A 22,884-nucleotide genomic window follows, 5' to 3' on the forward strand; every position below is an offset into this window, starting at 1 on the left:
GTTGCACGCGCATCTACCGCAACTAGAGGACGAATTGCGTCAGGATGGGCGCGTGATCCTTCATATCTGTGGGCAGGGCGAGTGGGCGGCGGTGCCCGAAGGCGGCGTCTACACCGCCGCGTCCCTCGATTCCGACGGCTTCATCCACTGCTCGGACCCGGGAACGGCGCATATCCCGGCCGGCGCCGTGTTCCCCGGCCGCACCGATCTGGTGCTGCTGGAGATCGACCCGGCGCTCGTCGGCGCACCCGTCGTCTGGGAGGACGGCGACCCGCCGCATCCGGCCGGGATCCAGTTTCCCCACGTGTACGGTCCGATACCGCGTAACGCGGTGGTGGCCGTGCACGAATTCCCTCTTCGGGGGGACGGTTCGTTCAAGATTCCCGAGTCCGTGTCGAGACGTTGAGAAGCGCAACGCCTCACCCGGACGGGCGTCTCTCGAAATGGTTCGCGGCTGAAGACAACCTGTGGGGGCGGTCATGCGTTTCGGGAGAGGTGAGCCAGAGATACCTGGCCGAGTGACCCCGGGAGGAGGCGATACGGTGACCGCTGCCGCGACGGTCATCTCGGGGACGGATGTCTGGGGGTCCGGCGAGACCCGAGGGAGAGACGTGCCGGCCGAGCTCACCGACTTCGGCGACTTCGTGCAGGCCAGCCTGCCGGGTCTGCTCAGGTACGGCCACGCCCTCACCGGGAACCCGCACGACGCCGCCGACCTGGTCCAGACCGTGCTGGAGAAGATCGGCTCGCGCTGGTCCTACGTCCAGCACAAGACCGGCGACCCGATGGCCTACATCCGCCGTTCGATGGCCAACGCGCACGTCAGCCGGTGGCGCCGGACCAAACGGGAGAGCCTGGTCGCCGACCTGCCGGACACGCAGCCGTACAGTCCGGCTGATCCGTTCGAGCACGAGCCGCTGTGGCAGGCGTTACGCGCGCTGCCGCCGAGGCAACGCGCGGTGATGGTCCTGCGTTACTACGAGGGGCTGTCCGAAGCGGAGATCGCGGATTCGCTCGGCATCAGCCAGGGCACCGTCAAAAGCCAGGCGAGCAAGGCGATCGCGTCGCTGCGCACGAAGCTCGCACTGTTCGAGCCCAAAGGTGAAGGGAGGGAAGCGGGATGAACATGTCCGAGGAGGACGTGCAGCAAAAGCTGCGTGACCTGTTCTCAGATGAGCGGATGGGCGCGGGATCCACGCTGAATCCCGAGACGATCGTCGCGGGCGCCCGTCGCCGCCGTCGTCGCCGCCAGATGATCCAGACGACGAGTGGGATGGCCGCCGCGGTGGTCATGGTCGGCAGCGGGCTCGCGGTCTTCTCGATCCACTCGAAGGACAACGGCGCGGTCATCTCGGCCGATCAGCTCAGCATGGGGCAGTCCGCGACCAGCCAGGTGCAGCCGGGACCGGGGACTTCGGTGCCGCCGGTGTCGTCGTCGGTGGCAGCGCCGCCCCAGACGTCCGTGCCACCGCCGTCGACGATCTCCGACGGGCCCGTCAAACCGCCGAAGAGCACCGCGGCCACGAAACCGCCCGCGCAGGGCAAGGTGACCACCGGCGCGCTACTGACCTCCGCCGGGTTCGGCAAGCTCCGGCTCGGGATGAGCGAGGCCGAGGCCGAGGCCACTGCCGGACCGCTGCGGGCGAAAGAGGTCCGTGGCGCTTGCACCTACGGCTACGCGGAGGGTTCCGCCGTTCCGGGGCCGACGTCGGTGTCGCTGACCGAGGGCAACGGGATCACCGTCATCAATCCGGCCGGCACGGTGCACACCCCGGAAGGGATCGGGGTCGGCTCGACCGAGGCGGACATCCTCGCCGCGTACCCCGGTAGCACGAAGGACGGCAGCGCCTACGTCGCGCCCGCCGGCGCGGTGAGCGCGTACCGGATCTTCGTGGCCAACGACGGGTCGGCCGTCAGCATCCTGCTGACCAGCCTCAACCAGGACTGCCAGTTCAGCTGAGGCCGTCCGCGCGCAGAAGAAAACCCGGGCTGCTCCAAGGGGGAGAGCCCGGGTTTTCTCTGTGGTGGGAGAGCGGTCAGTGCGTCAGAGCGCGCCGCCCGCGACCGGGGGCATCCCCGAGTCGGCTCCGCCGTCCCCGATGGACTCGCGGTGCAGGTGGTTCTCCACCTCGAACAGGTTGCCGTTGGCGCGTTTGACGATGTTGAGCAGCGTGGACATCTGGGAGATCTCTTCGACCTGCTCCTTGAGGAACCACTGCGTGAACTGCTCGCCGATGTAGTCCTCTTCGGCGCGAGCGGCCTTGGCCAGCTGCTGGATGTCGGTCGCGACGTCCTTCTCCTGCTGCAGCGCCAGCTCGATGAGTTCGGTGACGTCGGAGAACGTGTTGCGCACGTCGCCGGTGCCGGGGATCTCGACGTGGTGGTCGGTGTCCAGCATGTACTGGATCAGCGCCATCGCGTGATTGCGCTCCTCGACGGACTGCTTGTAGAAGTGCTTCGCGAGCTGCGGCAGGTCCTCGGCGTCGAACCAGACCGCCAGCGCGATGTACTGCTGGGAGGCGTTGAACTCGTTGTGGATCTGCGCCTGCAGCAGTTCGTAGAACTTCGAGCGCGGTTGCTTCTTGGTGAGGGCCATGTATTCAAAGATACGTCATGCGCTATTCGATTTCCACTTTCACCTGGTGATCTGCCCCCTATTAGGTTACCATTACCGACAATAGGTCCACCTCAATTAAGTAAGCCTTCCCTAATCAATTGCTATCAATTAGGGAAGGCTTACTTAATTTCTGTTTCAGATGCTTTCGCGCCGGATCGGGCACGACATGCAGCGCGGCCCGCCGCGGCCGGAGCCCAGCTCGGAGCCGGTGATGGCCAGCACCTCGATACCGGCCTCCTCCAAGCGGGCGTTGGTTTCCACGTTACGTTCATAGCCCACGACGACGCCGGGGGCGAGCGCGAGGGTGTTGTTCCCGTCGTCCCATTGCTCGCGTTCCGCGGTGACCGGGTCGAGCCCGGTGTCGATGACGCGGAGGCGGTCGATTCCCATTGCTTCGGCGGCCGCGGTGAGGAATGGGGCCGGGCCTTCCACCTTCATGGAACCGTCATCGGTCGGCCGCATGGTGAACGCGGTCAGCGAATCGCGGGAAAGCGGATACATGACCACGGCGTCGGCGGCGACCATCGTGCAGACGGTGTCCAGATGCATGGTCGCGCGGGTCTGCTGGATCGGGACGGCGAGCACGGTGTGCGCGATCCCGTCCGCGAACACCGACCGCGCCAGCGACTCCGCGCCCGCCGCGGTGGTCCGTTCGCCGACGCCGATGGCCAGGACGCCCGGCGAGAGCAGCATGACGTCGCCGCCTTCGATCGGCGCCGAATGCGCGCCGTACGCGCGGGACGCGTGGCGGAACCACGGGTGGTAGGCGTAGATCAGGTCCAGGACGGCGGTCTCGCGGACGCGGGCGGGCATGGTGAGCGAGGAGACCGCGACGCGGTCGCCGATCCACGCCGACGAGTCACGGGTGAACAGCAGATTCGGCAGCGGATCGACGGCGAAGTCGTTCGGGTGGTTCATCAGCCGGACCAGCGAGACCCCCTCGGCGGCGGGCAGCTCCTCGAACGTCATCCCGGCCATCAGGGCCTCGGCCAACACCTCCGGGGAGACGCTCGACAGGTGGGAACGGAGCGAATCGGCCAGATCGAGCCCGAGCCGCCGCTCGTCGACCGCCGCGTGCACGCCCGCCGCGTGGGCACGGGTGTCCGCGAGCGCCGTGCGCAGCGCGTCGGCCAGCAGCAGCACCTCGACACCGCGGCCGCGCAGCACCTCGGCGAACGCGTCGTGCTCCTCCTGCGCGCGGTCCACCCAGGGGATGGAATCGAACAGGAGCTGGTCGTTGTTGCGAGGCGTGAGCCTTTTGAGCTCGTTGCCGGGCCGGTGCAGCAGTACCGCACGCAGGGGGCCGACTTCGCTGTCAACTCGGGGTGGAGTCGTCTCGTCAATCACCAGTTCACACTAGCTAGGGAAGCCAGGAAACTCGCCCCTTGAGCAGCGCGTATCCGACGAAAGAAACGAAGTCGAGCGCGGTGTGCGCGGCGATCAGCGGCCACAGCCGGTTCGTCTTCTGCCACAGCCTGCCGAACACCAGGCCCATCACGACATTGCCGACGAAACCGCCGAAACCCTGATACAGGTGATACGACCCGCGAAGCACCGACGAGGCGACCAGTGACGTGTTCTCGCGCAGTCCGAGTTGCCGCAGCCTGGTCAGCAGGTACGCGACGACGAGCACCTCTTCGGCGAACGCGTTCCCGAACGCCGACAACGTCAGCGTGATCGGGCGCCACCACGTTTCGCCCAATGTGGACGGTTGCACCGACAGGCTGAATCCGAGGCTGTAGGAGAGGAAGTACAGCCCCAGTCCCGGAATCCCGATCACCGCGGCGAGCAGGAGGCCGTGCAGGACGTCGCGGCCGGGGCGACGGCGGTCCAGCCCTATCTGCGCGAGCTTCATCCCGCCGCGCCACAACAGGTACAGCCCGAGCGCGCCCCAGCCGACCAGCTGACCCGCGCTCAGGAGCTGCTTGAGCAGATCGACCAGGCTCAGTGTCGCCTGGGGGACGTTGAGCTGGGCCTGTTGTTGAGCCAGCGGGACGGGCTGCAGCAGCGAGTCCACAAGGGACAGCAGACTGCGCAGCCCGGACAGGCCGAGGGTGATTCCGAAGACGACGACCAGTTCGATGACGATCGCGCGGCGGCGCGCCGGGTCTTCCACGAATTCCGGCAGCGCCGGGCGTTCGGGACGCAGCCAGCTCATCGGTCGCACGTTACCGTCGGGTCATGCCAAGGAGCATCGCGACCAACGAAACCGTCGACCGTGCCGCGCTCGTCGACTTCCTGTCCACCCGCCACCGGGCGATCCTGATGACCGCCAAGGCCGACGGCGGCCCGCAGCTCTCGCCGGTGACCTGCGGCGTCGACGGCGAAGGCCGCCTGGTCATCTCCACGTATCCGAAGCGCGCGAAGGTCGTCAACGTCCGACGCGAACCGAAGGTGTCCGCCTGCGTCCTTTCCGACGAGTGGAACGGCCAGTGGGTGCAGCTGAACGGCACCGCCGAGGTCCTCGACCTGCCCGACTCGGTCGAGCCGCTGGTCGACTACTTCCGCGCGATCTCGGGCGAACATCCCGACTGGGACGAGTACCGCGAAGCGATGGTGAAGCAGGGCAAGAGCATCATCCGCGTCACCATCGACTCGTGGGGCCCGATCGCCAAGGGCGGCTTCCCTGCCGAACTCGCCTAGGCCGTGTCCTGCAAGTCTTGTTCGCGGTCTCCGCGCCCAGGCGGCCCCTGACGGCACGGGCGGATGCGGCCGAGTACGACCCGGTACGAGGCCGATCCGCCCGCACCGCCAGGAACCACCTGGATCACGAAGCCCATCGAACAGACTTACAGGACACGGCCTAGCCCTCGGAGAAGAACGGGCAGCCGACCAGCCTGCGGATCTCACCGGCGAGCTGCGGCGGTCCTTCGACCGGGCGTGAGAAAGCGAGCCGGACGTCGTGGTCGCCGGAGTCGGCCTCGACCCGCAGCCGCAGGCCGTACCGGTCCAGTCCGAGCGGCCGGATCCAGCCACCGCGCAGTTCGGCGGGCACGTGCTTGGCGAGCTGCTGGACGACGTCGGCGTGATCGGTCTCCAGATGCCGCAGCCACGCGGCTTCGTAGTCGTGGAACGGGTCCGGCGGCGCGGCGCTGAACATGTGCGGCCGCAGCGAGTGGGTGCCCTCGGCGTCCGCGAGCACCAGCGAGGCCGGGGTCAGCCTCAGCAGGGTGAGGCCGTGGCCGACGTCCAGCAGCCGTTCGTCCGGCCGGGTTTCGGCGATGGAGACCGCGCGGGCGCGCGCCGAGACCTCGGAAAGCGGGCGGAGCCAGCCCGTGATCCACAGCAGCCCGCGGATGGGTTCACGCAGGTCGACCGGCGCCTGATCGGTCAGTTCGACCATCACCGCGAGTTCGCCGCGCTGCGCTTCGTGCGAGCGTTTCACCAGGTGGTGCTCGTCCGGCAGCAGAATGCTGACGCTGCCGCTCGTGTGCACGTGGTGCAGTTCGGGGATGACGCGGCCGTACTGCCCTGGCTGGTCGCGCTGCTCGGCGGTCGGCATCAGCGTCGCCGGCCCGTTGCGGGTGGCGATCGTCTTCGCGCGTTCCGCGGGGTTCGGCGCCGGCGGGCGGCGAATGGACGTCGGTGTGGTCACGGCTCACCTCCTAAGTTAGGTGAGCCTAACCTGATTTACGTGCCAAGCGGAAGTAGGCTCGATCACGTCTCGGCCGACGCGTATACGTTGACCAGGTGGAAGACCGCAGAATCCGGGCCCTCGAACCACCCGAAGGGATTCCGGCGGTGAACATGCCGGCCCTGGTCCCCCTGCTCGACCGCCTCACCACGACACTCGGGACGACGTTCGTCGCGGCCGGGGCTCTCGTCGTACTGGGCGTCGTCCTGGCGGTGTCAGGGCGGTACGGCGTCGCCGTTCCCGTCTTCCTGCTCGTCTTCATGGCACCGGTCTCGTTCTACTGCGGCTACCTCGTGTTCGCCGGATCCTTGCGGATGCGGAAGCTCATCCACAAGCCGTTCCGCCTGGTGAGCGGCTTGGACGGCGCTCTCGTCGCCGGTTCCCGGGTCAGTGTTCCGCTGGACGACCGATGGCTCGTCGTCCGACTGCCGGCCCCGCTCCGCGCGCAACTCGCGGCACAGCGACGGCTGTGGGTGCTCGGCCCGTTCTTCCTGCTTCCCGGCGTGTTCGGCCTCCGAGGCGGCACGATCCGGAAAGCCCCCGTGAAAGGTTCGCTGCCGCTCGGCGCCGAGCCGGTTTCGCCGGGCCGGATGCTCACCCTGCAACGGCGGTTGCTCGCGTCGTACTACCTGCTCGGTGCCGGGATCACCCTGGTCGTCGCGGCCCTTTCGGTCTGGGTCGCCCTCGACCTCCCGGACCGCGGCAGCATCCTCGTGCCGAGCGCGCAGGTCTTGGCGCTCCTCTGCTTCCTCGCGACGCTCGGGCTCGCCATTACGGCACTTGTGGTGGCGCGCCCGGCGCCCGAGCCACAGTGGACCGAACTGGCCGTCGTGTCCGGACCGGCTTCGGTCAACCTCTTCGGCATGGTCACCGTGCGGGGCCGGACTGTGCTGCCCGACGGTCGCCAGGTCACCGTCCTGGCCGGAGGGTCGGACCCGTCGCTGGCCGCCGGCATCGCCGCGACCGGGCGGTTGTGGGTGCTCGGTGTGCCGGTGGCCGGGAAGACCGCGAAGGCCGGAGTGCCTGGTCACGCGGTTTTCGGGCCGGTCAAGTTCGGCCGCTGAAGGGGACTTTCCCCGCATGCCATGCGGCGAAAGCTCCCTTCACCGCGTGAAATGAGGGGAAAGTCCCTTTCAGCTGAGCGAGCGCCGCGTCGCTTCTTCGGTCTCCACGACGCCCCGCCGGATCCCTTCCAGTTGTTCGCTCAGCTCGCCGATCGTCGTGGTGTCGAGCAGTGAATCGCCGGTGGCGGCCGACAGTTCGGCCGCCCTGGCGACCAGGCCGTCGAGACCGAGCGCGCCGGATCGCAGCTGTGCCAGCAGTTTCCGTCGCGCGCTCGAAAGCCGCGTGTGCACGTCTTCCTGTGCCTGCACGGCTTCGAGCGACTGCAGCAGGTCGCCGCGGATGTCGTCGTCGGCGCTCTTCAGGTCTTTCGTCAGCCGGGCCTTCTCGGCGGAAACCGCGCCGAGATCGACCCGCCCCAACGCCTTCCCGGTGGCGGAAGCGCGGCCTGCCAGCCGCCGGAGGGTGTCGACGGTTTCCCGCACCACCGGTTCCATGTCGGCCACCCGATCGGCGAGCGGGCCGGTGTCGAGCGATCCGGAGATCGACTCGAAACCGTCGGCCGCGGCCTCCGCGCGCCGCAGCCAGTCCGCCTCGGCCGAACCCGGTTCGACGTCGGGGAGGGCCCGCTCCTCGGGCTCGGCAGCGGGTTTCGCGCGGGTGGCGGCGGCGACCCCGGCGCGGGCGGCGAGCACGGTCACGCCGACGCCGATCGCGGCGACCACCGGCAGCTGCACCGCCCAGGCCGCCCCCGCCGACGTCGCCGCGAGGAGCAGTCCCCACGGTTCGGCTAGCTCACGGACGAAGCGCATATCCGAGGATCTCAGAAATTCGAGATCACGGCGGTGAAGACCTGGTCGATCGAGTCCGGTTTGGACGAGTCGTACCCCACGCCTTGAGTGGTCTCGGCGATCTCCTTGAGCACGTTCAGGTCCGCGTCGGAGCCGTAGGCGATGGTGAACATCCGCACCGCCTCACCGCCGCCCTCGGTCCGCAGCTGCCCGACGAGGTTGGGCAGGTCGATCCCGCCCGGATCCTCGTTCCGGCCGTCGGTGAGCACGACGACGGCGTTGATCGCGTTCGGATCCAGCTGCCGCTTCATGAACTCGTAGGCCGCGAGCGACGAGTCGTAGAGGCCGGTGCCGTTCTGCGGGGTCAGCCCGTTCAGCCGCGACGCCAGTTCCTGCCTGCCCGGCTCACCGCCGATCGGCGAAACCGGCCGGAGTTCCTTGAAGTCCTTGTCGTCGTCGAGTTTCGTCGAGAACATCCACAGTCCGACCTTGTCCGCGTCGCTGAACTGCGGCAACGACGCCACGGCCGCCTGTTTCGCGAGATCCATCTTGTTCTTCCCGGTCCCGCTGACCCCGTCGCCCATCGACCCGGAGACGTCGACGACCAGCAGCACGTTCGCCTTCTTCCGCAGGTCCTTCCACGACTTGAGCACCTCGGCCAGCACCGGCGGGCTCGGCGGGCGGATCAGGTTGAGCTTGGCGTCGGGCTGGGCGCCGTTCTCCGACGTGGTCTGCGAACCGGGCTTCCCGTCGAACGTCCGGAAGCCGATGTCGCTGAACTTCTGCTGCGCCTCGGCACCCCGCAGATGCGCGAGGAAGTCCGCCGCGACCTGCTTGTGGATGTCGTCGGTCCAGTTCAGCACGGTGAACGGGTGATCGGAATTGAGCGTGCCGTCACTCGGGTAGATGCCGACGAGCGGCACCTTCGGCGGCGCGTGCTGCCCGCGCTTCTCCGGATCGTTGGTGGGGTTGCCCTGGTTGTAGCCGACGAGCGAGTTCTCCTCGACCGTCACCGCCGAGATGTACGACAGCGCGGCGCCGCGGTCGTCCGCCTTCTGCAGGTTTGTCAGGAACGTCAGGGTGTTGTCGCCGTAGTGGACGATGGCCTGCTCGACGTTCTGCACGAACGTCCGTGCCTCCGGTTTCGCGAGCGCGTTCGCGGTGAGGTCCGAAGACGTGCCTGTCGCGGCGTAGTAGGCGCCGATCGTGGCGTTGAGACCGGACGTCGAGATGTTCGGATTCGTCTTGCCGAGCCGGAACTTCCCCCATTCCGGATGGCCGTACTTCGCCCAGCCCTGCGGATCCGTGGCGAGCGCGGCGAGGTCCTTCCAGCCGATGCCCTTGCCGGGCCAGCCGAGCGCCTCGGCCATCGGTTTCGGCATGGCGAGGACCAGCGGCGCGTTCGCGACCGATTCCGGGTCGCCCTCGGGCACCAGCGCGGGGTGATCGGTCCCGGTGAGGTTCTGGCGCAGCAGGTTCACCCAGCCGGACGCGGCGGGCGTCCAGACGTCCGGCCGCGGCCCGTCCACCGCCTCGTTCCAGCCGCGCGCGAGCGCCTGCATCGCGGTACCGGATGACTTCGACTGCACCATCACGTCGACACAGCGCCCAGCGACCGTGCGGCCGCTGTAGCCCTTGGCGATCTCGGTGACCACGCCCGCCTTTTCCGGCGAGGACGACACCTGCAATTTGACCGCGTCGCCTGTCGTGCACTTCGCTTCCACGGCCTCTTCGCCGGAGTCGCTCGTGAGCGCGCGCAGTCCGATGATCAAGCCGATCGCGACCACAGCCGCGGCCGCGAACGCCAGGACCTTGCGGCCGCCTCGGGACTGCCGGGGATGCACGACCATGGAGACCTCCAGCGGTGGGAACACCGATTATCCGGAGGTTTCACCCCGCCCGGGGCCGCGTTGCCGAACCGTTGCGGCCATGGCGGTACTTATCCCGCCATGGCCGCGACCGGTGAAATCAGGCGCCAGGGCCCCGGCCGGACCAGGTCCACGCGTAACGGTGGTCCTCCGAAGCGTCGGCGGCCTCGCCGAGGTCCAGCGGCGCGAAGGTGTCCACCATGACCGCGGTCTCGTCGAAGAACTGGGCGCCGATCGACGCCTCCGCCGCCCCGGGCTGCGGCCCGTGCGTGAAGCCGGACGGGTGCAGCGAGAGCGAGCCGACCTCGATCCCGGAGCCCTTGCGCGCCTCGTAGTTCCCGCGGACGTAGAACATCAGCTCGTCGGAGTCGACGTTCGCGTGGTTGTACGGCACCGGGACCGACTCGGGGTGGTAGTCGACCTTGCGCGGGCAGAACGAGCAGACCACGAAATTCGGGCCCTCGAACGTCTGGTGCACGGGCGGCGGCTGGTGCACGCGGCCGGTGATCGGCTCGAAGTCGTCGATGTTGAACACCCACGGATACAGGCAGCCGTCCCAGCCGACGACGTCGAACGGGTGGGTCGCGTAGGTGTAGCGCGTCAGCCCGGCGCGGTGCCGCACGAGGACCTCGACGTCGGTGCCGTCGACGACCAGCGGCTCGGACGGGCCGCGGATGTCGCGTTCGCAGTACGGCGAGTGCTCGAGGAACTGCCCCTTCGCCGACAGGTACCGCTTCGGCGGGCCGATGTGGCCGCGCGCCTCGATGGTCATCAGCTTGATCTCGTCGTGCGGGAGCACGCGATAGGTGCACGACGTCGGGATGACGAGGTAGTCGCCGTCACCGATCTCGAGCGAGCCGTAGATCGTCTCGACGGTGGCGCTGCCGCCATGGACGTAGAAGAGCTCGTCGCCCGCCGCGTTGCGGTACAGCGGCGAGGGCTGCGTGGCGTGGACGAAACCGATGGTGACGTCGGCGTTGCCGAACAGCCGCCGCCGGTCGGTGACCGCGTCGGCGTCGCCGAACTTGAGGTCCTGGGTCTTGAAGGCGCGGGGCTTGAGCGGGTGGTTCGGGGTGATCGGGCCGCGTTCGTCCTCGATCGCGACGGCGTCGACGATGGCGGTGGGCAGCCCGCGGTGATAGAGCAGCGCGGAGTCCGCCGAGAAGCCCTCGACACCCATCAGTTCCTCGGCGTACAGGCCACCGTCGGGCTTGCGGAACGCCGTGTGGCGCTTGTGCGGGATCTCGCCTACCTGCCGGTAGTAAGGCATCGGAATCTCCCCGGAACGTGTCCGTTGTGCGAACGATTTTGTCCTGATGTCGTACGCTACTAGCGTGTCAGTCGTGTCAAGCGCTGTGGAACTCACGCCACCCGGCCCCCGAGGAATCCCTCCCCTGTTCGCGCGGCTCGTCGACGACTCGGCGTTGTTCCCGCCCGGCGAGGCGTCCATGCCCGAAGCGCTGCGTGCGCACTTCGCGTCGAGGTCCGGTGAACACTCCGGCGTCCTCGGCGTGTTCCTGTGCCAGGCGTCGAGGCTGCCCGAGCTCATCACCGAACTCATCAAGATCAAACCCAAGGAGCCGCTGCCGCTGTCGCTGATCATCGACACCGGCTTGGGCGGCGTCCCGAAGGCGATCTCGATCGTCGAATCGCGCAGCGAGATCCTCGCGCTGCGGATGGTGGAGATGCCGGCGCCGTCGGACGTCGACGAGGTCTGGCTGGAGCGCGTCTCCGAGTTCGTGCCCGAAGACGTCATCCGGGTGGTCGAGCCGCGGCGCGGTGTCGGCTGGCTGGACGGCGTGCGGAAGGTGATCGAGCACGGCAGCTGGCCGAAGATCCGCTGCGGCGGCAAGGCGGGCGAGAACTTCCCCAGCGTCGACGAGGTCGCCGACTTCCTCGCGGTGGTCAGCGGCTCGAGCGGGGCCTCGTTCAAGGCGACGAACAGCCTGCACCGCGCCGTCCGGCATACCGACGAGACCAGCGGCTTCACCCATCACGGGTTCCTGAACCTCATCGTCGCGTCCGCACGCTCCCTCTCGGGCGGCGACGTGCGTGCCGCGCTGGAGTCGACCGACAGCGCCGCACTGGCCGACGAGGCCAAGGGGATGTCGGAGCCGGCCGCGAAGGCCGTGCGAGGGCTTTTCGCCTCGTACGCGGCGGCCTCGTTCGACGAGCCGGTCGCCGACCTCGGAGAACTTGGACTCTTGTGACCCGCGAAGGGTCGCTGACCCTGGACAGAGGGCTCGCGCTGCTGCAAGCGGTGGCGGACGCGGGTGGCGAGGCGGCGACGATCTCCGAACTCGCCGTCGCCATTGGCGCGAGCCGGGCCGCCGTCTACCGGCTGCTCGTCCCGCTGTCCGAACGCGGCCTGGTCTGGCGCGACGGCAACAAGGTGCGGCTGGGTGTCGGCCTGCTCCGGCTCGCCGGGCAGGTCCTCCCGCAACTGCGGGAGGCGGCCAGGCCGGTCCTGCGCGAGCTGGCGGAGAAGGTCGGCGCGACGGCTCATCTGTCGGTCGCGCAGGGGGACCAGGCGCAGGCCGTCGCGGTCGTCGAACCGACGTGGACGAGCTTCCACGTCGCCTACCGCGTCGGCACCCGCCATCCGCTGTCCGCCGGAGCAGCGGGCAAGGCGATGACGCTGCGTCCCGGCGGCGAAGGCTGGGTGACGTCGTCCGGTGAACTCGAGGCGGGCGCGTCCGGGGTCGCCGCGCCCGTGCGCGGGGTGCCGGGTTTGAAGGCCAGCCTCGGTGTCGTGTCGCTGGAGCCGCTGGACGCCTCCGTGGTGGGTCCCGCGGTCCTGGGCGCCGCCGTCCGGCTGGCCGAGGTGCTGAAACAGCCCGAGTAGCGCGTCAGCGGTCGCTGAGCAGCGGGCGCACCATGGTCGCCAGCAGCGTGAGGTCGACAGCGAACAGCAGCCGCTCGAACAGGCCGAGCGTGACCTCCTGATGCGACGGCCCGGTGAGCATCGTCCAGACGAATCCGCCGAGCACGATCACCACGGCGGCGAAGCTCGCCACCGAAAGCCGCCGAATCGTCGTGCGGCGCGGCTCCCACGGGCAGCGCGCCCGGCCGGGGCGGGTCAGCACCCAGGCGGCGGCGGGAAGCGCGAGGAAGGCCGCCAGCGCGGCGTAGTTGTGGATCTGCCCGGCCAGCGAACGGGCCTGGCCCTCGGGGTCGACGGGCACGAGCGCGAGGACGAACAGCCCGGCGCACCACACCCCGAGCAGGACGAGAACGGACTCGTAACCGCTGCGGTGCGCCTTCGCGATACCGCCGAGCAGGGCGAGCGAACCGAGCCCCAACGCCAGGCACATCGCGCCGAACAGCGGCGCCGCCGTCGAGCCGGGTGAGAGGTAGCCGTAGACGTACTCGGACAGCGTCTGCCAGATCGGGCTGACCTGGCTGGACAGCCGCAGGTGCAGATCGATCGAGATGGCGACGGCGACGGCCATTCCGAAGATCGCGAGCCTGCCGTGCACAGGGGAGACGGCACGGGCCGTGATGATCTTTGGCAAGGTCACGACCGGTTTCTCCAGGCACGTCGGGGCGGGTGTTCACCTTTTCGTTCCCGAAAGGTTACCCGGCGAACCTGTGAAGAACCCGTGCGCCTCAGAAGGCGAGCTGGGTCAGCGCGAACAGCGAGAACCCGGCGAAGACGAAGCCCGCCACGCGCTGGATGAGCTTGGGGCGGATGCGGCTCCGCACCTTCGCGCCGATGAAGACGGCGAGCCCGGCGACGGCGACCAGCGCGACGAAGGAGCCGAGCGCGACCGCGAACGGGTTGCCGAAGCGGGCCGTGAGGCTGGCTGTCGCGAGCTGGGAGGCGTCACCCCACTCGGCGGCGAACAGCACGCCGAACGACGTCAGCGCGGAGCGGAAGAAGGTCGCGGGGCTCGGCCCGGAACGCGACGCGTCCTCGCCGCCGTCCTTGCCGGGGCTGAACCCTTCACGAAGGAGCATGAACGCGCCGATGCCGAACATCGCGGCGACGATCGCGGTCACCAGCGCCTCCGGCAGCAAAGTGAGCACACTGCCGAAAATGGCGGCGATCGCACATTGCACGGCGAAGGCCGCGGTGACACCGACGAATACCGGCCACGCGCGGAAACGAGTGGTGAGAACGAGGGTGGCGACGAGTGTCTTGTCCGGTAGCTCCACGGCCAGTACCAGGCCAAACGCGCTGATGAGCGCCAGCATCGAGCCAGACATGATGTTTTCCACCCCTTTCACTGCAACGATAAAGGGGAGGTTCGGAAAAGGGCAAGCTGATGGCTTTTCCGAATCGGGCGGCATGTGCGGGCGAATTGTATTTCTTGGCCGGGCGGAAAGGAGGTTTCGGCAAACCGAATTCTTTTTTCCGTCGCCGCTGGTAGCGTCCGCGAGCATGGACGAGAGAGCGCGGATCGATGGCGTGTGCGGACGGTTGCGGAGCCACTACGTGTTCCCCGATGTCGCCGAGAAACTCGTGGTCTTCTTGCAGGCGAGGCTGGGCGAGGGCGCGTACGCCGGGCTCGACGACAAGGCGTTCGCCATCGCGGTCACTCGGGACCTGCAATCGGTCAACGGGGACAAACATCTGCGGCTGCGGCATCACGTCGACCCGCTGCCCGAGGTGGACGGTCAGTCCTTCGATCCCGAGGTGTACCGGCACGAGGCCGAACTGAACGGCTTCGGCATCGCGTCGGCGCGACGGCTGGCCGGGAACGTCGGCTACCTGGAGACGAAGCTGCTCTACGGGCCGGACATCTCCGGCGAGGCCTTGGCGGCGGCGATGACGCTGCTCGCGACCGCGGACGCGTTGCTGATCGACGTCCGGGAGAACCGGGGCGGCAGTCCGGCGGCGGTCGCGCTGCTGATCAGCTACCTGGTCGACGAGCCCGTGCACTTCAACAGCATTTACCTGCGCGACGGCGACGTGACCAACCAGTTCTGGACGCTGCCGTACGTGCCGGGACGCAAGGTCGGCGCGGACAAGCCGGTGTGGATCCTGACCGGTCCGAAGACCTTCTCCGGCGCGGAGGACCTGAGCTACTCGCTTCAGCAGCTGGGGCGGGCGAAGACGGTCGGCGCGGTGACCGGCGGCGGCGCGAATCCGCGTCAGCAGTACAAAGTGGACACCCATTTGGATGTCACCGTCCCGGGCGGACGGGCCGTGAACCCGGTCACGGGGACCAACTGGGAAGGCGTCGGCGTCCAGCCCGATATCGCCGTCGCTGTCGAGGACGCTTTCGACGCGGCGTACGCGTTGGCGCTGGACCACGTGCTGACACTGGGGGATTCGGGCGTGCGGCGGCAGATCGCCGACGAGGCGCGGCTCACGCTCGCCGGCCTCGGCTGAGCCTGGTGCGGGACCTACGTCCCGCCGAGATCAGGACCACTTGAACTGGCGGGTCATCCTCGGGGTGAGCAGGCTTGAGGCGTGGAGGTTCTCGATCTCGCTAGGTGGCAGTTCGGCATAACCACCGTCTATCACTTCCTGATGGTCCCGCTGACCATCGGGCTTTCGGTCCTGGTCGCCGGCATGCAGACGGCCTGGGTCCGGACCGGTGATCCGCGCTATCTGAAGATGACCAAGTTCTGGGGGAAACTCCTGCTGGTCAACTTCGCGATGGGCGTGGTCACCGGGATCGTGCAGGAGTTCCAGTTCGGGATGAACTGGAGCGCGTACTCGCGGTTCGTCGGCGACGTGTTCGGCGCGCCGCTGGCGATGGAAGGGCTCGTCGCGTTCTTCGTCGAGTCGACCTTCCTCGGGCTGTGGATCTTCGGCTGGGACAAGCTGCCGAAGAAGGTCCACCTGGCGTGCGCCTGGGCGTACTCGCTGGCCACCGTGGCTTCCGCGTACTTCATCCTGGCGGCGAACTCGTGGATGCAGCATCCGGTCGGGGTCGAATTCGTCGACGGGAAGCCGACGATGAACTCGATCTGGGCGGTGCTGACGAACAACACCGCGCTGGCCGCGATCCCGCACACCCTCGCGGGTGCTTTCTCGGTGGCCGCGGCGTTCCTGGTCGGTGTCGCCGGCTGGCAGTTGTGGCGCAAGCGTTCGGAGGACGACGAGCACCGCGCGGTGTGGCGTTCGTCGTTGCGCCTCGGCGGCTGGACCGGGGTGGTGGCGTTCGCGGTGCTGGCGATCACCGGTGACATGCAGGGCAAGCTGATGTTCGAGCAGCAGCCGATGAAGATGGCGTCGGCGGAAGCGTTGTGCCACACGGAGAAACCGGCGAGCTTCTCGATCATCGCGATCGGTGACGTGAGCGGCTCGAACTGTGAGGACGTCAAGACGTTCAACGTGCCGGCATTGCTCTCCTTCTTGGCGCACAACGACTTCACGACCGAGGTCAAGGGCGTGGAGAACCTGGTGACCGAGTACCAGGCGAAGTACGGCACGAACTACCCGGACGACCCGCAGCTCGGTTCGCTCGCGGGCAAGCCGATCGACTACGTGCCCAATCTGCCGGTGACCTACTGGGGCTTCCGCGCGATGATCGGCTTCGGCGCGATGTCGGCCGGGATCGGGCTGCTCGCGCTGTGGCTGACCCGGCGCGGGCGCATCCCCGGGCAGCGATGGTTCCCGTGGCTCGTGCTCGGCGGGATCGCGACCCCGTTCATCGGCAACAGCGCCGGCTGGATCTTCACCGAGATGGGTCGTCAGCCGTTCGTGGTGGTGCCGAATCCGACCGGTGTCGACGGAGTGTGGATGTTCACCGCGCAAGCGGTCTCGAAGTTGTCCACAGGCGAGGTATGGACGTCACTCATTGCTCTGACGACCGTTTACGCGGTCCTGGGCGTCGTCGAAGTCTTCCTGATGCGCAAGTACGTCCGCGGTGGTGTCGACGCCGTCATGCCACCCAAGAAACCGGCCTCGACCAGCAAGAACGACGACCCCGAAGGCGGTGACAGCGATGACGACGCCCTCGCCTTCGCCTACTGATCGCCTCTTTACGTCACCTGCCCAGCCCCCCGCCCTTCCCGGGGGACGGCCCCGCACCCAGCGTATCGGGGGTATCGCTCAGGCGGGTTACCCACAGCCAATCTGTGGACAACTTGAGTGGTTGTGGATAACTCAGGGCGATCAGGGGTGGAAGCGCCGGAACGGTCGCCTCGGAGGGGTAGGACGTGTCGCGAAAGCCACTTTCGCGACGCTGGATGTCCCGAAAGTGGCTTTCGCGACACGCCGCGCGGAATCGGCAGGGCGAGGCGACCACGGGCGGGGCGATCGCGGGCAGGGCAACCGGAGGCAGAGCGGCCCGGCGCGCAGCGGCGCGGAGCACCGCAATGTCCAGGCCGGGCACGCGACCGGCCACGCGATCGGCGGGCACTGGGCTGAAGGGCCCCTTCACCGCATCGCACGCAGCGAAGGCTCCCTTCACGGAGTGGCATGCGGCGAAGGCTCCCTTCACCGCGTCGCACGTAGGAACCGTGTCGCCTGCGGCGAAAGCGTCCTTCAGCCCAGGAAAGTGAGCGCCCGATGACCCTCGAAACGATCTGGTTCTGCGTCATCGCCCTGTTCTGGCTCGGCTACCTTTTCCTCGAAGGCTTCGACTTCGGCGTCGGCATGCTCATGCCCGCCCTCGCGAAGGACAACACCGAGCGCCGCGTCATGGTCAACACGATCGGCCCGGTCTGGGACGGCAACGAGGTCTGGCTGATCGTCGCGGGCGGCGCGATGTTCGCCGCGTTCCCAGGCTGGTACGCGTCGCTTTTCTCGGCCGCGTACCTCCCACTCCTGGTCGTGCTGCTCGCCCTCATCGGCCGCGGCGTCGCGTTCGAATACCGCGGCAAGGTCGACTCCGACCGCTGGCGCCGCAACTGGGACCGCGTCATCGGGATCGGCTCGTGGATCCCGCCGTTCGGGGTCGGCCTGCTCCTCGCGACCACCGTCCTCGGCCTCCCGCTCGACGCCGACGGCAACCGGGTCGGCGGCGCGTTCGCCGCCGTCCGGTTCGAAACACTGCTCGGCGCGATCGCGGTGGTCGGGTTCTCGCTGGTCCACGGCGCCGCGTTCCTCGCGCTCAAAACCGAGGGCGACCTCCGCCACCGGGCGCGGAACCTGGCCACCCGCCTGCTCCCGGTCGCCCTGCTGCCGTTGCTCGCGTTCCTCGTCGTCGTACAACTGCGTTCGGGCGACCTGTGGACGCTGCTCCTGATCGGCATCGCCGTCGTCGCCGCGGTCCTCGCCTGGTTCCGCATCCGCGCGGGCCGGGAAGGGCAGGCGTTCGCCGCGCTCGGCGGGGTCATCGCGGCTTCCGCCGTCGCGATCTTCGTCGCGCTGTACCCGAACGTCCTTCCGTCCACTGTGGACGCGGCGAACACGCTGACGATCGCGGGCGAGGCATCGAGCCCGTACACCCTGACCGTGATGACGTGGGTCGCGCTGTTCGGCGCCCCCGCCGTCCTGATCTACCAGGGCTGGACGTACTGGGTGTTCCGCAAGCGCATCGGTACCCGGCACATCCCACCGGTGCACGCACCATGACCGAACTTCCCGGCCGCGACACCCTTTCCGCCAAGGAGTCCACAATGGACCCAGCGCGACCGGGAAAGGGTCCGCTCGGCGCGCTCGCTCCGCTTTCGAAGGCGGCGCGCCGGGCGTTGATCCTCAGTGGGGCACTGTCCTTCGTCAACGCGGTATTGCTGGTGGGACAGGCTTTCCTGCTGGCCGACGTCCTCTCCGCGGTCGTCCGCGGAATACCGGGGGACCGCACCGCCCAGCTGGCCGTGTTGCTCGCGCTCGTCGCAGGGCGTGCGTTGACCGGCTGGGCGGTGCGGGCGGTCTCCGTTCGCGCGGCGGCCCGCGCGAAGGAAGAGCTGCGCGCCAAAGCCCTCGACCACGCCTTGAAACTCGGCCCGGAATGGATCGCTCGCCGCGGCCACGGCGAGCTGACGTCGTTGACCACCAAGGGACTCGACGCGCTCGACGCCTACTTCACCCAGTACCTCCCGGCCCTGGTGACCGCCGCGATCGTGCCGCTCGCCGCCGGCGCCGCGATCCTGGTCGCCGACTGGCCTTCGGCCGCGCTCGTCGTGATCACCGTGCCGCTGGTGCCGCTGTTCGCCATCCTGATCGGCAAACACACCGCCGAGCGGGTCGCCGAAGCCGCCGACGCCGAGCAGCGGTTGTCGGGACATCTGCTGGAACTCGTCCGCGCGCTGCCGATCCTCAGCGCGTTCCGCCGCGCCGAGGCGCAGGCCGAGACGGTCCGGAAGATCTCCGAACGGCATCGCCGCACGACGCTCAAAACCCTGAAGGTCGCCTTCGCGTCGGCGTTCGCGCTGGAACTGATCGCGACGCTCTCGGTCGCGCTGGTCGCGGTCGTCATCGGCGTCCGGCTGGTCTCCGGCGAACTGCCGCTGGCCATCGGGCTCGGCGTGCTGATCCTCGTGCCGGAGTGCTACCAGCCGCTGCGCGCGGTCGGCGCCGCGTTCCACGCCAGCGAAGACGGCGTCGAGGCCGTGCGCCGCGTCGCGGACGTACTCGCGGAACCCTTGCCGCCCCGAGGATCCGGGACACCGGCCAAGGGTGAGATCCACGTCGGCGGACTTCGCGTCGCGAGGCGTGGCGGATTCGCGCCCGACGGTGAGACGTTCTCCGTCCGGCCTGGCGAACTGACCTGGTTGCGCGCGCCCAGCGGCGGCGGCAAGTCGACGACACTGGCCGTACTGCTCGGCTTCGTGCAGGCCCAAGACGGGACGATCACCGTCGGCGGCACCGATCTCGCCGACGCCGACCTCGACCGCTGGCGTGAGAACGTCGCCTGGGTGCCGCAGTCGCCGGTGTTCGGCGGGGGCACGGTCCGCGACGAGGTCGGCGCCGAAGACATCCTCGGCGAACTTGGGCTGACCGGCTTGGCCGAACGGCCGGTCGCGAAGCTGTCGCAAGGACAACGTCAGCGAGTCGCGGTGGCGCGGGCCCTGGTGCGGATCCGGTCGGGCGCGTGGCTGCTCCTGCTCGACGAGCCCACCGCGCACCTCGACGAGGTCAACGCCGGGCTGGTGATGGCCGCCGTCGCCAAGGCCGTCGACGACGGCGCCGCCGCGATCATCGCCGCGCACGAACGCACGCCAGGCATCGACATGTCGACCGGCTCGGTGGCGGAAGTCGTCATGACGGAGGCGCCGACTGCGGCCAAGCCGGTGCCGTGGCGCGCTTTGCTGCAGCCGAGGTTCTTCGGCGGAGCGCTGCTCGGCGCCGCGGCCTTGCTCGCCGGGGTCGCACTGACCGCGCTCTCGGGGTGGCTCATCGCCAAGGCCTCGCAGCAGCCGCCGATCCTGACCTTGACGGTGATGATCGTCGGCGTGCGGACGTTCGGGCTCGGCCGCGCGGGCCTGCGGTACCTCGAACGGCTGGTCACGCACGACGCCGCGTTCCGGATCGCCGGAAGCCTGCGGGTCCGGCTTTGGGAGTCGTTGGTGCGGCTCGGACCCGCACGCGCGCTTCGGGCAGGTGAGGAGCAGCGACGGCTGGTCGGCGACACCGACACCGTGCGCGACCTGCTGCCCCGGGTGATCACGCCGCTGATCGTGGTCGCGCTGGTGGCCGCGGGCGCCGTCGCGGTCCAGACCGCCGTCCTGCCCGAAGCCGGACTCGCGCTGGCCGCGGCCGTGCTGGTGAGCGCGTTCGCGCCGCTGCTCGCGCTCCGGGCGGAACGCCGGGCGACCAGCGCGCTGGCGGCCGGACGGCGTTCGGTGTCGGCACAGGTGCTGAGCCTGGTCGAAGCCGCCGCCGAGTCGATCGCGTACGGGACCGACAAAGAGCGGCGTCGCCGAATCGCCGCGACCGACACCGCGCTGACCGCCGAAGCGCGGCGACAGGCCTTCGGCGCCGGTGCGGCCGACGCCCTGATCATCCTGGCGACGGGTGCCGCCACCGTCGTGAGCGCCGGGTTCGCCGTGAGCGCCGTCGCCGCCGGCGCGCTGAACCCGGTCCTCGCCCCGGTGGTCGCCCTGGTGCCGCTGGCGCTGGCGGAGGTTCTCTCCCTTCTTCCGCCGGCCGCGCAGCACTGGGACACCCTGCGCCAGGCCCGTCTGCGCCTCGCCGAGTGTCAGGAAAGGGGCTTTCAGGACAAAAAACGTCAGGAAAGCCCCTTTCCTGACACCGGCGGGGTGCGGATCCGGAACGCCGATCTCGGCTGGCCCGGTACCGAACACCCGGTCCTCACCGGTGTCGACCTCGACATCGCGCCCGGCACGCACGTCGCCGTCATCGGCCCGAGCGGTGCCGGGAAGTCGACGCTCGTCGCGGCCCTACTCGGTTTCCTCAAGCCGAGCAAGGGTGACGTCGACGCTCCCGAGAACGTCGCCTGGGCACCGCAAGAACCGATGCTCGTCTCGACCACCGTCGCCGAGAACCTGCGCCTGGCCCAGCCGACGGCGTCCGAGGACGACCTGCGGAAAGCCTTGTACCAAGCCGTTCTCGAGGACGTCGAACTCGGCACGATGCTGGACAGCGCGGGCGCCGGGCTGTCGGGCGGGCAGGCGCAGCGGGTCGCGCTCGCGCGCGCCATGCTCGGCGCTGCCCGAGCCGATCTCGTCCTCCTCGACGAGCCCACCGCGCATCTCGACGAACCGACCGCGCGCACCGTCCGCGAACGGCTCGGCGAGGCGCTCGCCGGGAAGACCGTCGTGCACGTCACGCACAACGCCGCCGAGGCGGACGGCGCCGACCTGGTCTTGGAGGTACGAGAGGGTCGCGTCACAGCGCGCGTACTGGCCGGAGCGGACTAATGTCGATAGCGCTCATGGATCCCACCCTTGCCGCGCGCGCACTGTCCGCCGCCACCGAGATCACCGGCACCGCCCTGTCCGGCGACGACCCGGGCGACGTGCTGGAGACCGTGGTCGCCCGCGCCGTCGAACTGGCCGAGGCCGACCTCGGTCTCGTCATGGTGCGCGCGGACGACGGCCAGGTGGTCGTCGAGGCCGTGCATGGAGCCAGCACGAAGGGCCTGCGGGGACTGGCGTTCGCCGCGGATTCCGCCGCCGGACAGGTCGCCCGAGGCGGTGAACCGGTGGTCAGTGAGGACTTCACCGTCGATCCCCGCACGGCGCCGTTCGTGCCGCCGGAACTACAGGGCTTCGGTCCCTTCGCGGCGTCGGCGTTCGGCGCGGGCGGACGCGTCCTCGGCGCGCTCACCGTGTACCGCCGCCACGGCGGCGCCCCGTTCTCCGCCAGCACGGTCGAGGTGCTCACCGCCTTCGCGGCGCAGGCGGGCGTGGTCCTCGCGTTGGCGGAAGGTGCCAACGCCCGGCACCGCGTGACCCTTTACCAAGAGCGCGAACGCATCGCGCGCGAACTGCACGACGTCATCGTGCAGCGGCTCTACGGCGCGGGCATGCAACTCGACCGCGTCCGCAAGAACATGCGGAAGCGGTTCGCGCAGGCCGACGGCGTGCGGCTGTCCGAGGCGATCGACCAGCTCGACCAGACCATCGAAGAGATCCGCGGCACCGTGCGCGCCCTGCGCAGCCCGGAACCCGCGAACGAGACGATCACCGCCACCGACCTCGCCGAGTCCGCGCGCGGCGAGGTGCGCATCGCGGGCGAACTCCTCGGCTACCCGCCGACCCTCGAACTGTCCGGGGAACTGGCCGACATCCCCGCCGAGCAGGCGGATCACATCCGCGCCGCGCTTCGCGAAGCACTGTCCAATGTGGTCAGGCACTCCGGGGCGAGCGAGACCCGCGTGACGCTCAGTCGCGATGTGGAGGGCGTCAAACTCCGCGTGCGGGACAACGGATCCGGTGTCCCGCAGGGGGTCGCCAAACGCGGTCTCCGTCATCTCGACGAACGCGCGACGACGTCCGGCGGGCGTTTTTCGATCAATTCGTCACCGAGTTTGGGCACTTTGGTCGCTTTCGACGTTCCGCTCGACCAAACCGTGTGAAACTAACGGTGTCTGTCGCTCGTTAGAG

The 22,884-nt window shown here is 69.0% G+C and carries 21 protein-coding genes; 12 read left to right on the forward strand and 9 right to left on the reverse strand.

The genetic code is table 11. The features are described from left to right. The first annotated feature begins 52 nt into the window (after positions 1 to 52). The 3 genes from ACZ5IK_RS05865 to ACZ5IK_RS05875 all read left to right on the forward strand — a co-directional run bounded on the left by ACZ5IK_RS05865 (position 53) and on the right by ACZ5IK_RS05875 (position 1,960). The gene (locus ACZ5IK_RS05865; protein WP_101611706.1) at positions 53 to 406 is read left to right on the forward strand and encodes a DUF952 domain-containing protein; all 354 of its coding nucleotides are present in this window, start codon (positions 53 to 55) and stop codon (positions 404 to 406) included. A 205-nt stretch (positions 407 to 611) separates the two neighbouring features. Then, positions 612 to 1,124, forward strand: coding sequence for a SigE family RNA polymerase sigma factor (locus tag ACZ5IK_RS05870; protein WP_101611707.1), 513 nt, complete (start codon positions 612 to 614; stop codon positions 1,122 to 1,124). Next, entirely contained in the window at positions 1,121 to 1,960 is an 840-nt protein-coding gene (locus ACZ5IK_RS05875) for a hypothetical protein (RefSeq protein ID WP_465486775.1), read from the forward strand. The genes ACZ5IK_RS05870 and ACZ5IK_RS05875 overlap by 4 nt, the downstream gene beginning before the upstream one ends. A gap of 84 nt (positions 1,961 to 2,044) precedes the next feature. Here the strand turns inward: ACZ5IK_RS05875 and ACZ5IK_RS05880 are convergent, their stop codons facing one another. The 3 genes from ACZ5IK_RS05880 to ACZ5IK_RS05890 form a co-directional block, all read right to left on the reverse strand. Further along, the gene (locus ACZ5IK_RS05880; RefSeq protein WP_409489378.1) at positions 2,045 to 2,596 is read right to left on the reverse strand and encodes a ferritin; all 552 of its coding nucleotides are present in this window, start codon (positions 2,594 to 2,596) and stop codon (positions 2,045 to 2,047) included. A gap of 156 nt (positions 2,597 to 2,752) precedes the next feature. Next, positions 2,753 to 3,964 carry an arginine deiminase gene (locus ACZ5IK_RS05885; RefSeq protein WP_101611710.1) on the reverse strand — a complete coding sequence of 404 codons (1,212 nt, stop codon included), beginning with the start codon at positions 3,962 to 3,964 and terminating at the stop codon, positions 2,753 to 2,755. A gap of 13 nt (positions 3,965 to 3,977) precedes the next feature. After that, positions 3,978 to 4,775: a CPBP family intramembrane glutamic endopeptidase gene (locus ACZ5IK_RS05890; protein ID WP_101611711.1), complete on the reverse strand. Its 798-nt coding sequence runs from the start codon at positions 4,773 to 4,775 to the stop codon at positions 3,978 to 3,980. Positions 4,776 to 4,798: 23 nt separating this feature from the next. Between ACZ5IK_RS05890 and ACZ5IK_RS05895 the strand changes: the two genes are divergently transcribed. Continuing rightward, positions 4,799 to 5,260 (forward strand): PPOX class F420-dependent oxidoreductase, encoded by a 462-nt coding sequence (locus ACZ5IK_RS05895; protein ID WP_184898131.1) that lies wholly within the window; start codon positions 4,799 to 4,801, stop codon positions 5,258 to 5,260. Between the two features lie 160 nt (positions 5,261 to 5,420). Here ACZ5IK_RS05895 and ACZ5IK_RS05900 read toward each other — a convergent pair whose 3' ends face one another. Next, on the reverse strand, positions 5,421 to 6,212 hold the full coding sequence (locus ACZ5IK_RS05900; protein ID WP_101611713.1) for a DUF2470 domain-containing protein: 792 nt from the start codon (positions 6,210 to 6,212) through the stop codon (positions 5,421 to 5,423). 95 nt (positions 6,213 to 6,307) lie between these two features. Here ACZ5IK_RS05900 and ACZ5IK_RS05905 point away from each other — a divergent pair, with 95 nt between their 5' ends. Beyond that, positions 6,308 to 7,315, forward strand: coding sequence for a hypothetical protein (locus ACZ5IK_RS05905; RefSeq protein ID WP_465486776.1), 1,008 nt, complete (start codon positions 6,308 to 6,310; stop codon positions 7,313 to 7,315). A 69-nt stretch (positions 7,316 to 7,384) separates the two neighbouring features. On the opposite strand, the gene ACZ5IK_RS05910 is transcribed toward ACZ5IK_RS05905, so the two are convergent. From ACZ5IK_RS05910 to ACZ5IK_RS05920, 3 genes are all read right to left on the reverse strand, one after another. After that, complete coding sequence (locus ACZ5IK_RS05910; RefSeq protein WP_465486777.1) at positions 7,385 to 8,125, reverse strand: hypothetical protein; 741 nt, start codon at positions 8,123 to 8,125, stop codon at positions 7,385 to 7,387. Between the two features lie 11 nt (positions 8,126 to 8,136). Continuing rightward, positions 8,137 to 9,954: a substrate-binding and vWA domain-containing protein gene (locus ACZ5IK_RS05915; protein ID WP_465487231.1), complete on the reverse strand. Its 1,818-nt coding sequence runs from the start codon at positions 9,952 to 9,954 to the stop codon at positions 8,137 to 8,139. A gap of 118 nt (positions 9,955 to 10,072) precedes the next feature. After that, a complete protein-coding gene (locus ACZ5IK_RS05920) occupies positions 10,073 to 11,242 on the reverse strand; it encodes a homogentisate 1,2-dioxygenase domain-containing protein (RefSeq protein ID WP_465486778.1) in 1,170 nt (389 codons plus the stop codon). Between the two features lie 85 nt (positions 11,243 to 11,327). Between ACZ5IK_RS05920 and ACZ5IK_RS05925 the strand changes: the two genes are divergently transcribed. Together ACZ5IK_RS05925 and ACZ5IK_RS05930 are read left to right on the forward strand one after the other, a co-directional pair. Beyond that, positions 11,328 to 12,182: a hypothetical protein gene (locus ACZ5IK_RS05925; RefSeq protein WP_465487232.1), complete on the forward strand. Its 855-nt coding sequence runs from the start codon at positions 11,328 to 11,330 to the stop codon at positions 12,180 to 12,182. Further along, positions 12,179 to 12,817, forward strand: coding sequence for an IclR family transcriptional regulator (locus ACZ5IK_RS05930; RefSeq protein ID WP_101611718.1), 639 nt, complete (start codon positions 12,179 to 12,181; stop codon positions 12,815 to 12,817). Before ACZ5IK_RS05925 ends, ACZ5IK_RS05930 begins: the two co-directional genes overlap by 4 nt. Before the next feature lie 4 nt (positions 12,818 to 12,821). Here the strand turns inward: ACZ5IK_RS05930 and ACZ5IK_RS05935 are convergent, their stop codons facing one another. Both ACZ5IK_RS05935 and ACZ5IK_RS05940 read right to left on the reverse strand, forming a co-directional pair. Then, positions 12,822 to 13,493: a DUF998 domain-containing protein gene (locus tag ACZ5IK_RS05935; RefSeq protein ID WP_465486779.1), complete on the reverse strand. Its 672-nt coding sequence runs from the start codon at positions 13,491 to 13,493 to the stop codon at positions 12,822 to 12,824. An 88-nt stretch (positions 13,494 to 13,581) separates the two neighbouring features. Continuing rightward, positions 13,582 to 14,169 carry a TMEM165/GDT1 family protein gene (locus tag ACZ5IK_RS05940; protein WP_465487233.1) on the reverse strand — a complete coding sequence of 196 codons (588 nt, stop codon included), beginning with the start codon at positions 14,167 to 14,169 and terminating at the stop codon, positions 13,582 to 13,584. A gap of 187 nt (positions 14,170 to 14,356) precedes the next feature. Between ACZ5IK_RS05940 and ACZ5IK_RS05945 the strand changes: the two genes are divergently transcribed. The 5 genes from ACZ5IK_RS05945 to ACZ5IK_RS05965 all read left to right on the forward strand — a co-directional run bounded on the left by ACZ5IK_RS05945 (position 14,357) and on the right by ACZ5IK_RS05965 (position 22,856). Beyond that, on the forward strand, positions 14,357 to 15,310 hold the full coding sequence (locus ACZ5IK_RS05945) for a S41 family peptidase (protein ID WP_465486780.1): 954 nt from the start codon (positions 14,357 to 14,359) through the stop codon (positions 15,308 to 15,310). A gap of 81 nt (positions 15,311 to 15,391) precedes the next feature. Further along, complete coding sequence (locus ACZ5IK_RS05950) at positions 15,392 to 16,903, forward strand: cytochrome ubiquinol oxidase subunit I (protein ID WP_101611722.1); 1,512 nt, start codon at positions 15,392 to 15,394, stop codon at positions 16,901 to 16,903. A 537-nt stretch (positions 16,904 to 17,440) separates the two neighbouring features. Then, on the forward strand, positions 17,441 to 18,448 hold the full coding sequence (gene cydB, locus ACZ5IK_RS05955) for a cytochrome d ubiquinol oxidase subunit II (protein WP_410601690.1): 1,008 nt from the start codon (positions 17,441 to 17,443) through the stop codon (positions 18,446 to 18,448). Further along, the gene (gene cydD, locus ACZ5IK_RS05960) at positions 18,445 to 21,696 is read left to right on the forward strand and encodes a thiol reductant ABC exporter subunit CydD (RefSeq protein ID WP_465486781.1); all 3,252 of its coding nucleotides are present in this window, start codon (positions 18,445 to 18,447) and stop codon (positions 21,694 to 21,696) included. The genes cydB and cydD overlap by 4 nt, the downstream gene beginning before the upstream one ends. A 14-nt stretch (positions 21,697 to 21,710) precedes the next feature. Beyond that, entirely contained in the window at positions 21,711 to 22,856 is a 1,146-nt protein-coding gene (locus tag ACZ5IK_RS05965; protein ID WP_410601692.1) for a GAF domain-containing sensor histidine kinase, read from the forward strand. The last annotated feature ends 28 nt before the right edge of the window (positions 22,857 to 22,884 follow it).

Source organism: Amycolatopsis sp. NPDC031561 (assembly GCF_055580625.1).

What these genes read in the sequence shown, in the direction of transcription:
- ACZ5IK_RS05875 (WP_465486775.1), top strand. Translation starts at nt 1,121, where the DNA reads ATGAACATGTCCGAGGAGGACGTGCAGCAAAAGCTGCGTGACCTGTTC.
- ACZ5IK_RS05880 (WP_409489378.1), bottom strand. Translation starts at nt 2,596, where the DNA reads ATGGCCCTCACCAAGAAGCAACCGCGCTCGAAGTTCTACGAACTGCTG.
- ACZ5IK_RS05890 (WP_101611711.1), bottom strand. Translation starts at nt 4,775, where the DNA reads ATGAGCTGGCTGCGTCCCGAACGCCCGGCGCTGCCGGAATTCGTGGAA.
- ACZ5IK_RS05895 (WP_184898131.1), top strand. Translation starts at nt 4,799, where the DNA reads ATGCCAAGGAGCATCGCGACCAACGAAACCGTCGACCGTGCCGCGCTC.
- ACZ5IK_RS05910 (WP_465486777.1), bottom strand. Translation starts at nt 8,125, where the DNA reads ATGCGCTTCGTCCGTGAGCTAGCCGAACCGTGGGGACTGCTCCTCGCG.
- ACZ5IK_RS05915 (WP_465487231.1), bottom strand. Translation starts at nt 9,954, where the DNA reads ATGGTCGTGCATCCCCGGCAGTCCCGAGGCGGCCGCAAGGTCCTGGCG.
- ACZ5IK_RS05920 (WP_465486778.1), bottom strand. Translation starts at nt 11,242, where the DNA reads ATGCCTTACTACCGGCAGGTAGGCGAGATCCCGCACAAGCGCCACACG.
- ACZ5IK_RS05940 (WP_465487233.1), bottom strand. Translation starts at nt 14,169, where the DNA reads ATGCTGGCGCTCATCAGCGCGTTTGGCCTGGTACTGGCCGTGGAGCTA.
- ACZ5IK_RS05945 (WP_465486780.1), top strand. Translation starts at nt 14,357, where the DNA reads ATGGACGAGAGAGCGCGGATCGATGGCGTGTGCGGACGGTTGCGGAGC.
- cydB (WP_410601690.1), top strand. Translation starts at nt 17,441, where the DNA reads ATGACCCTCGAAACGATCTGGTTCTGCGTCATCGCCCTGTTCTGGCTC.
- cydD (WP_465486781.1), top strand. Translation starts at nt 18,445, where the DNA reads ATGACCGAACTTCCCGGCCGCGACACCCTTTCCGCCAAGGAGTCCACA.
- ACZ5IK_RS05965 (WP_410601692.1), top strand. Translation starts at nt 21,711, where the DNA reads ATGGATCCCACCCTTGCCGCGCGCGCACTGTCCGCCGCCACCGAGATC.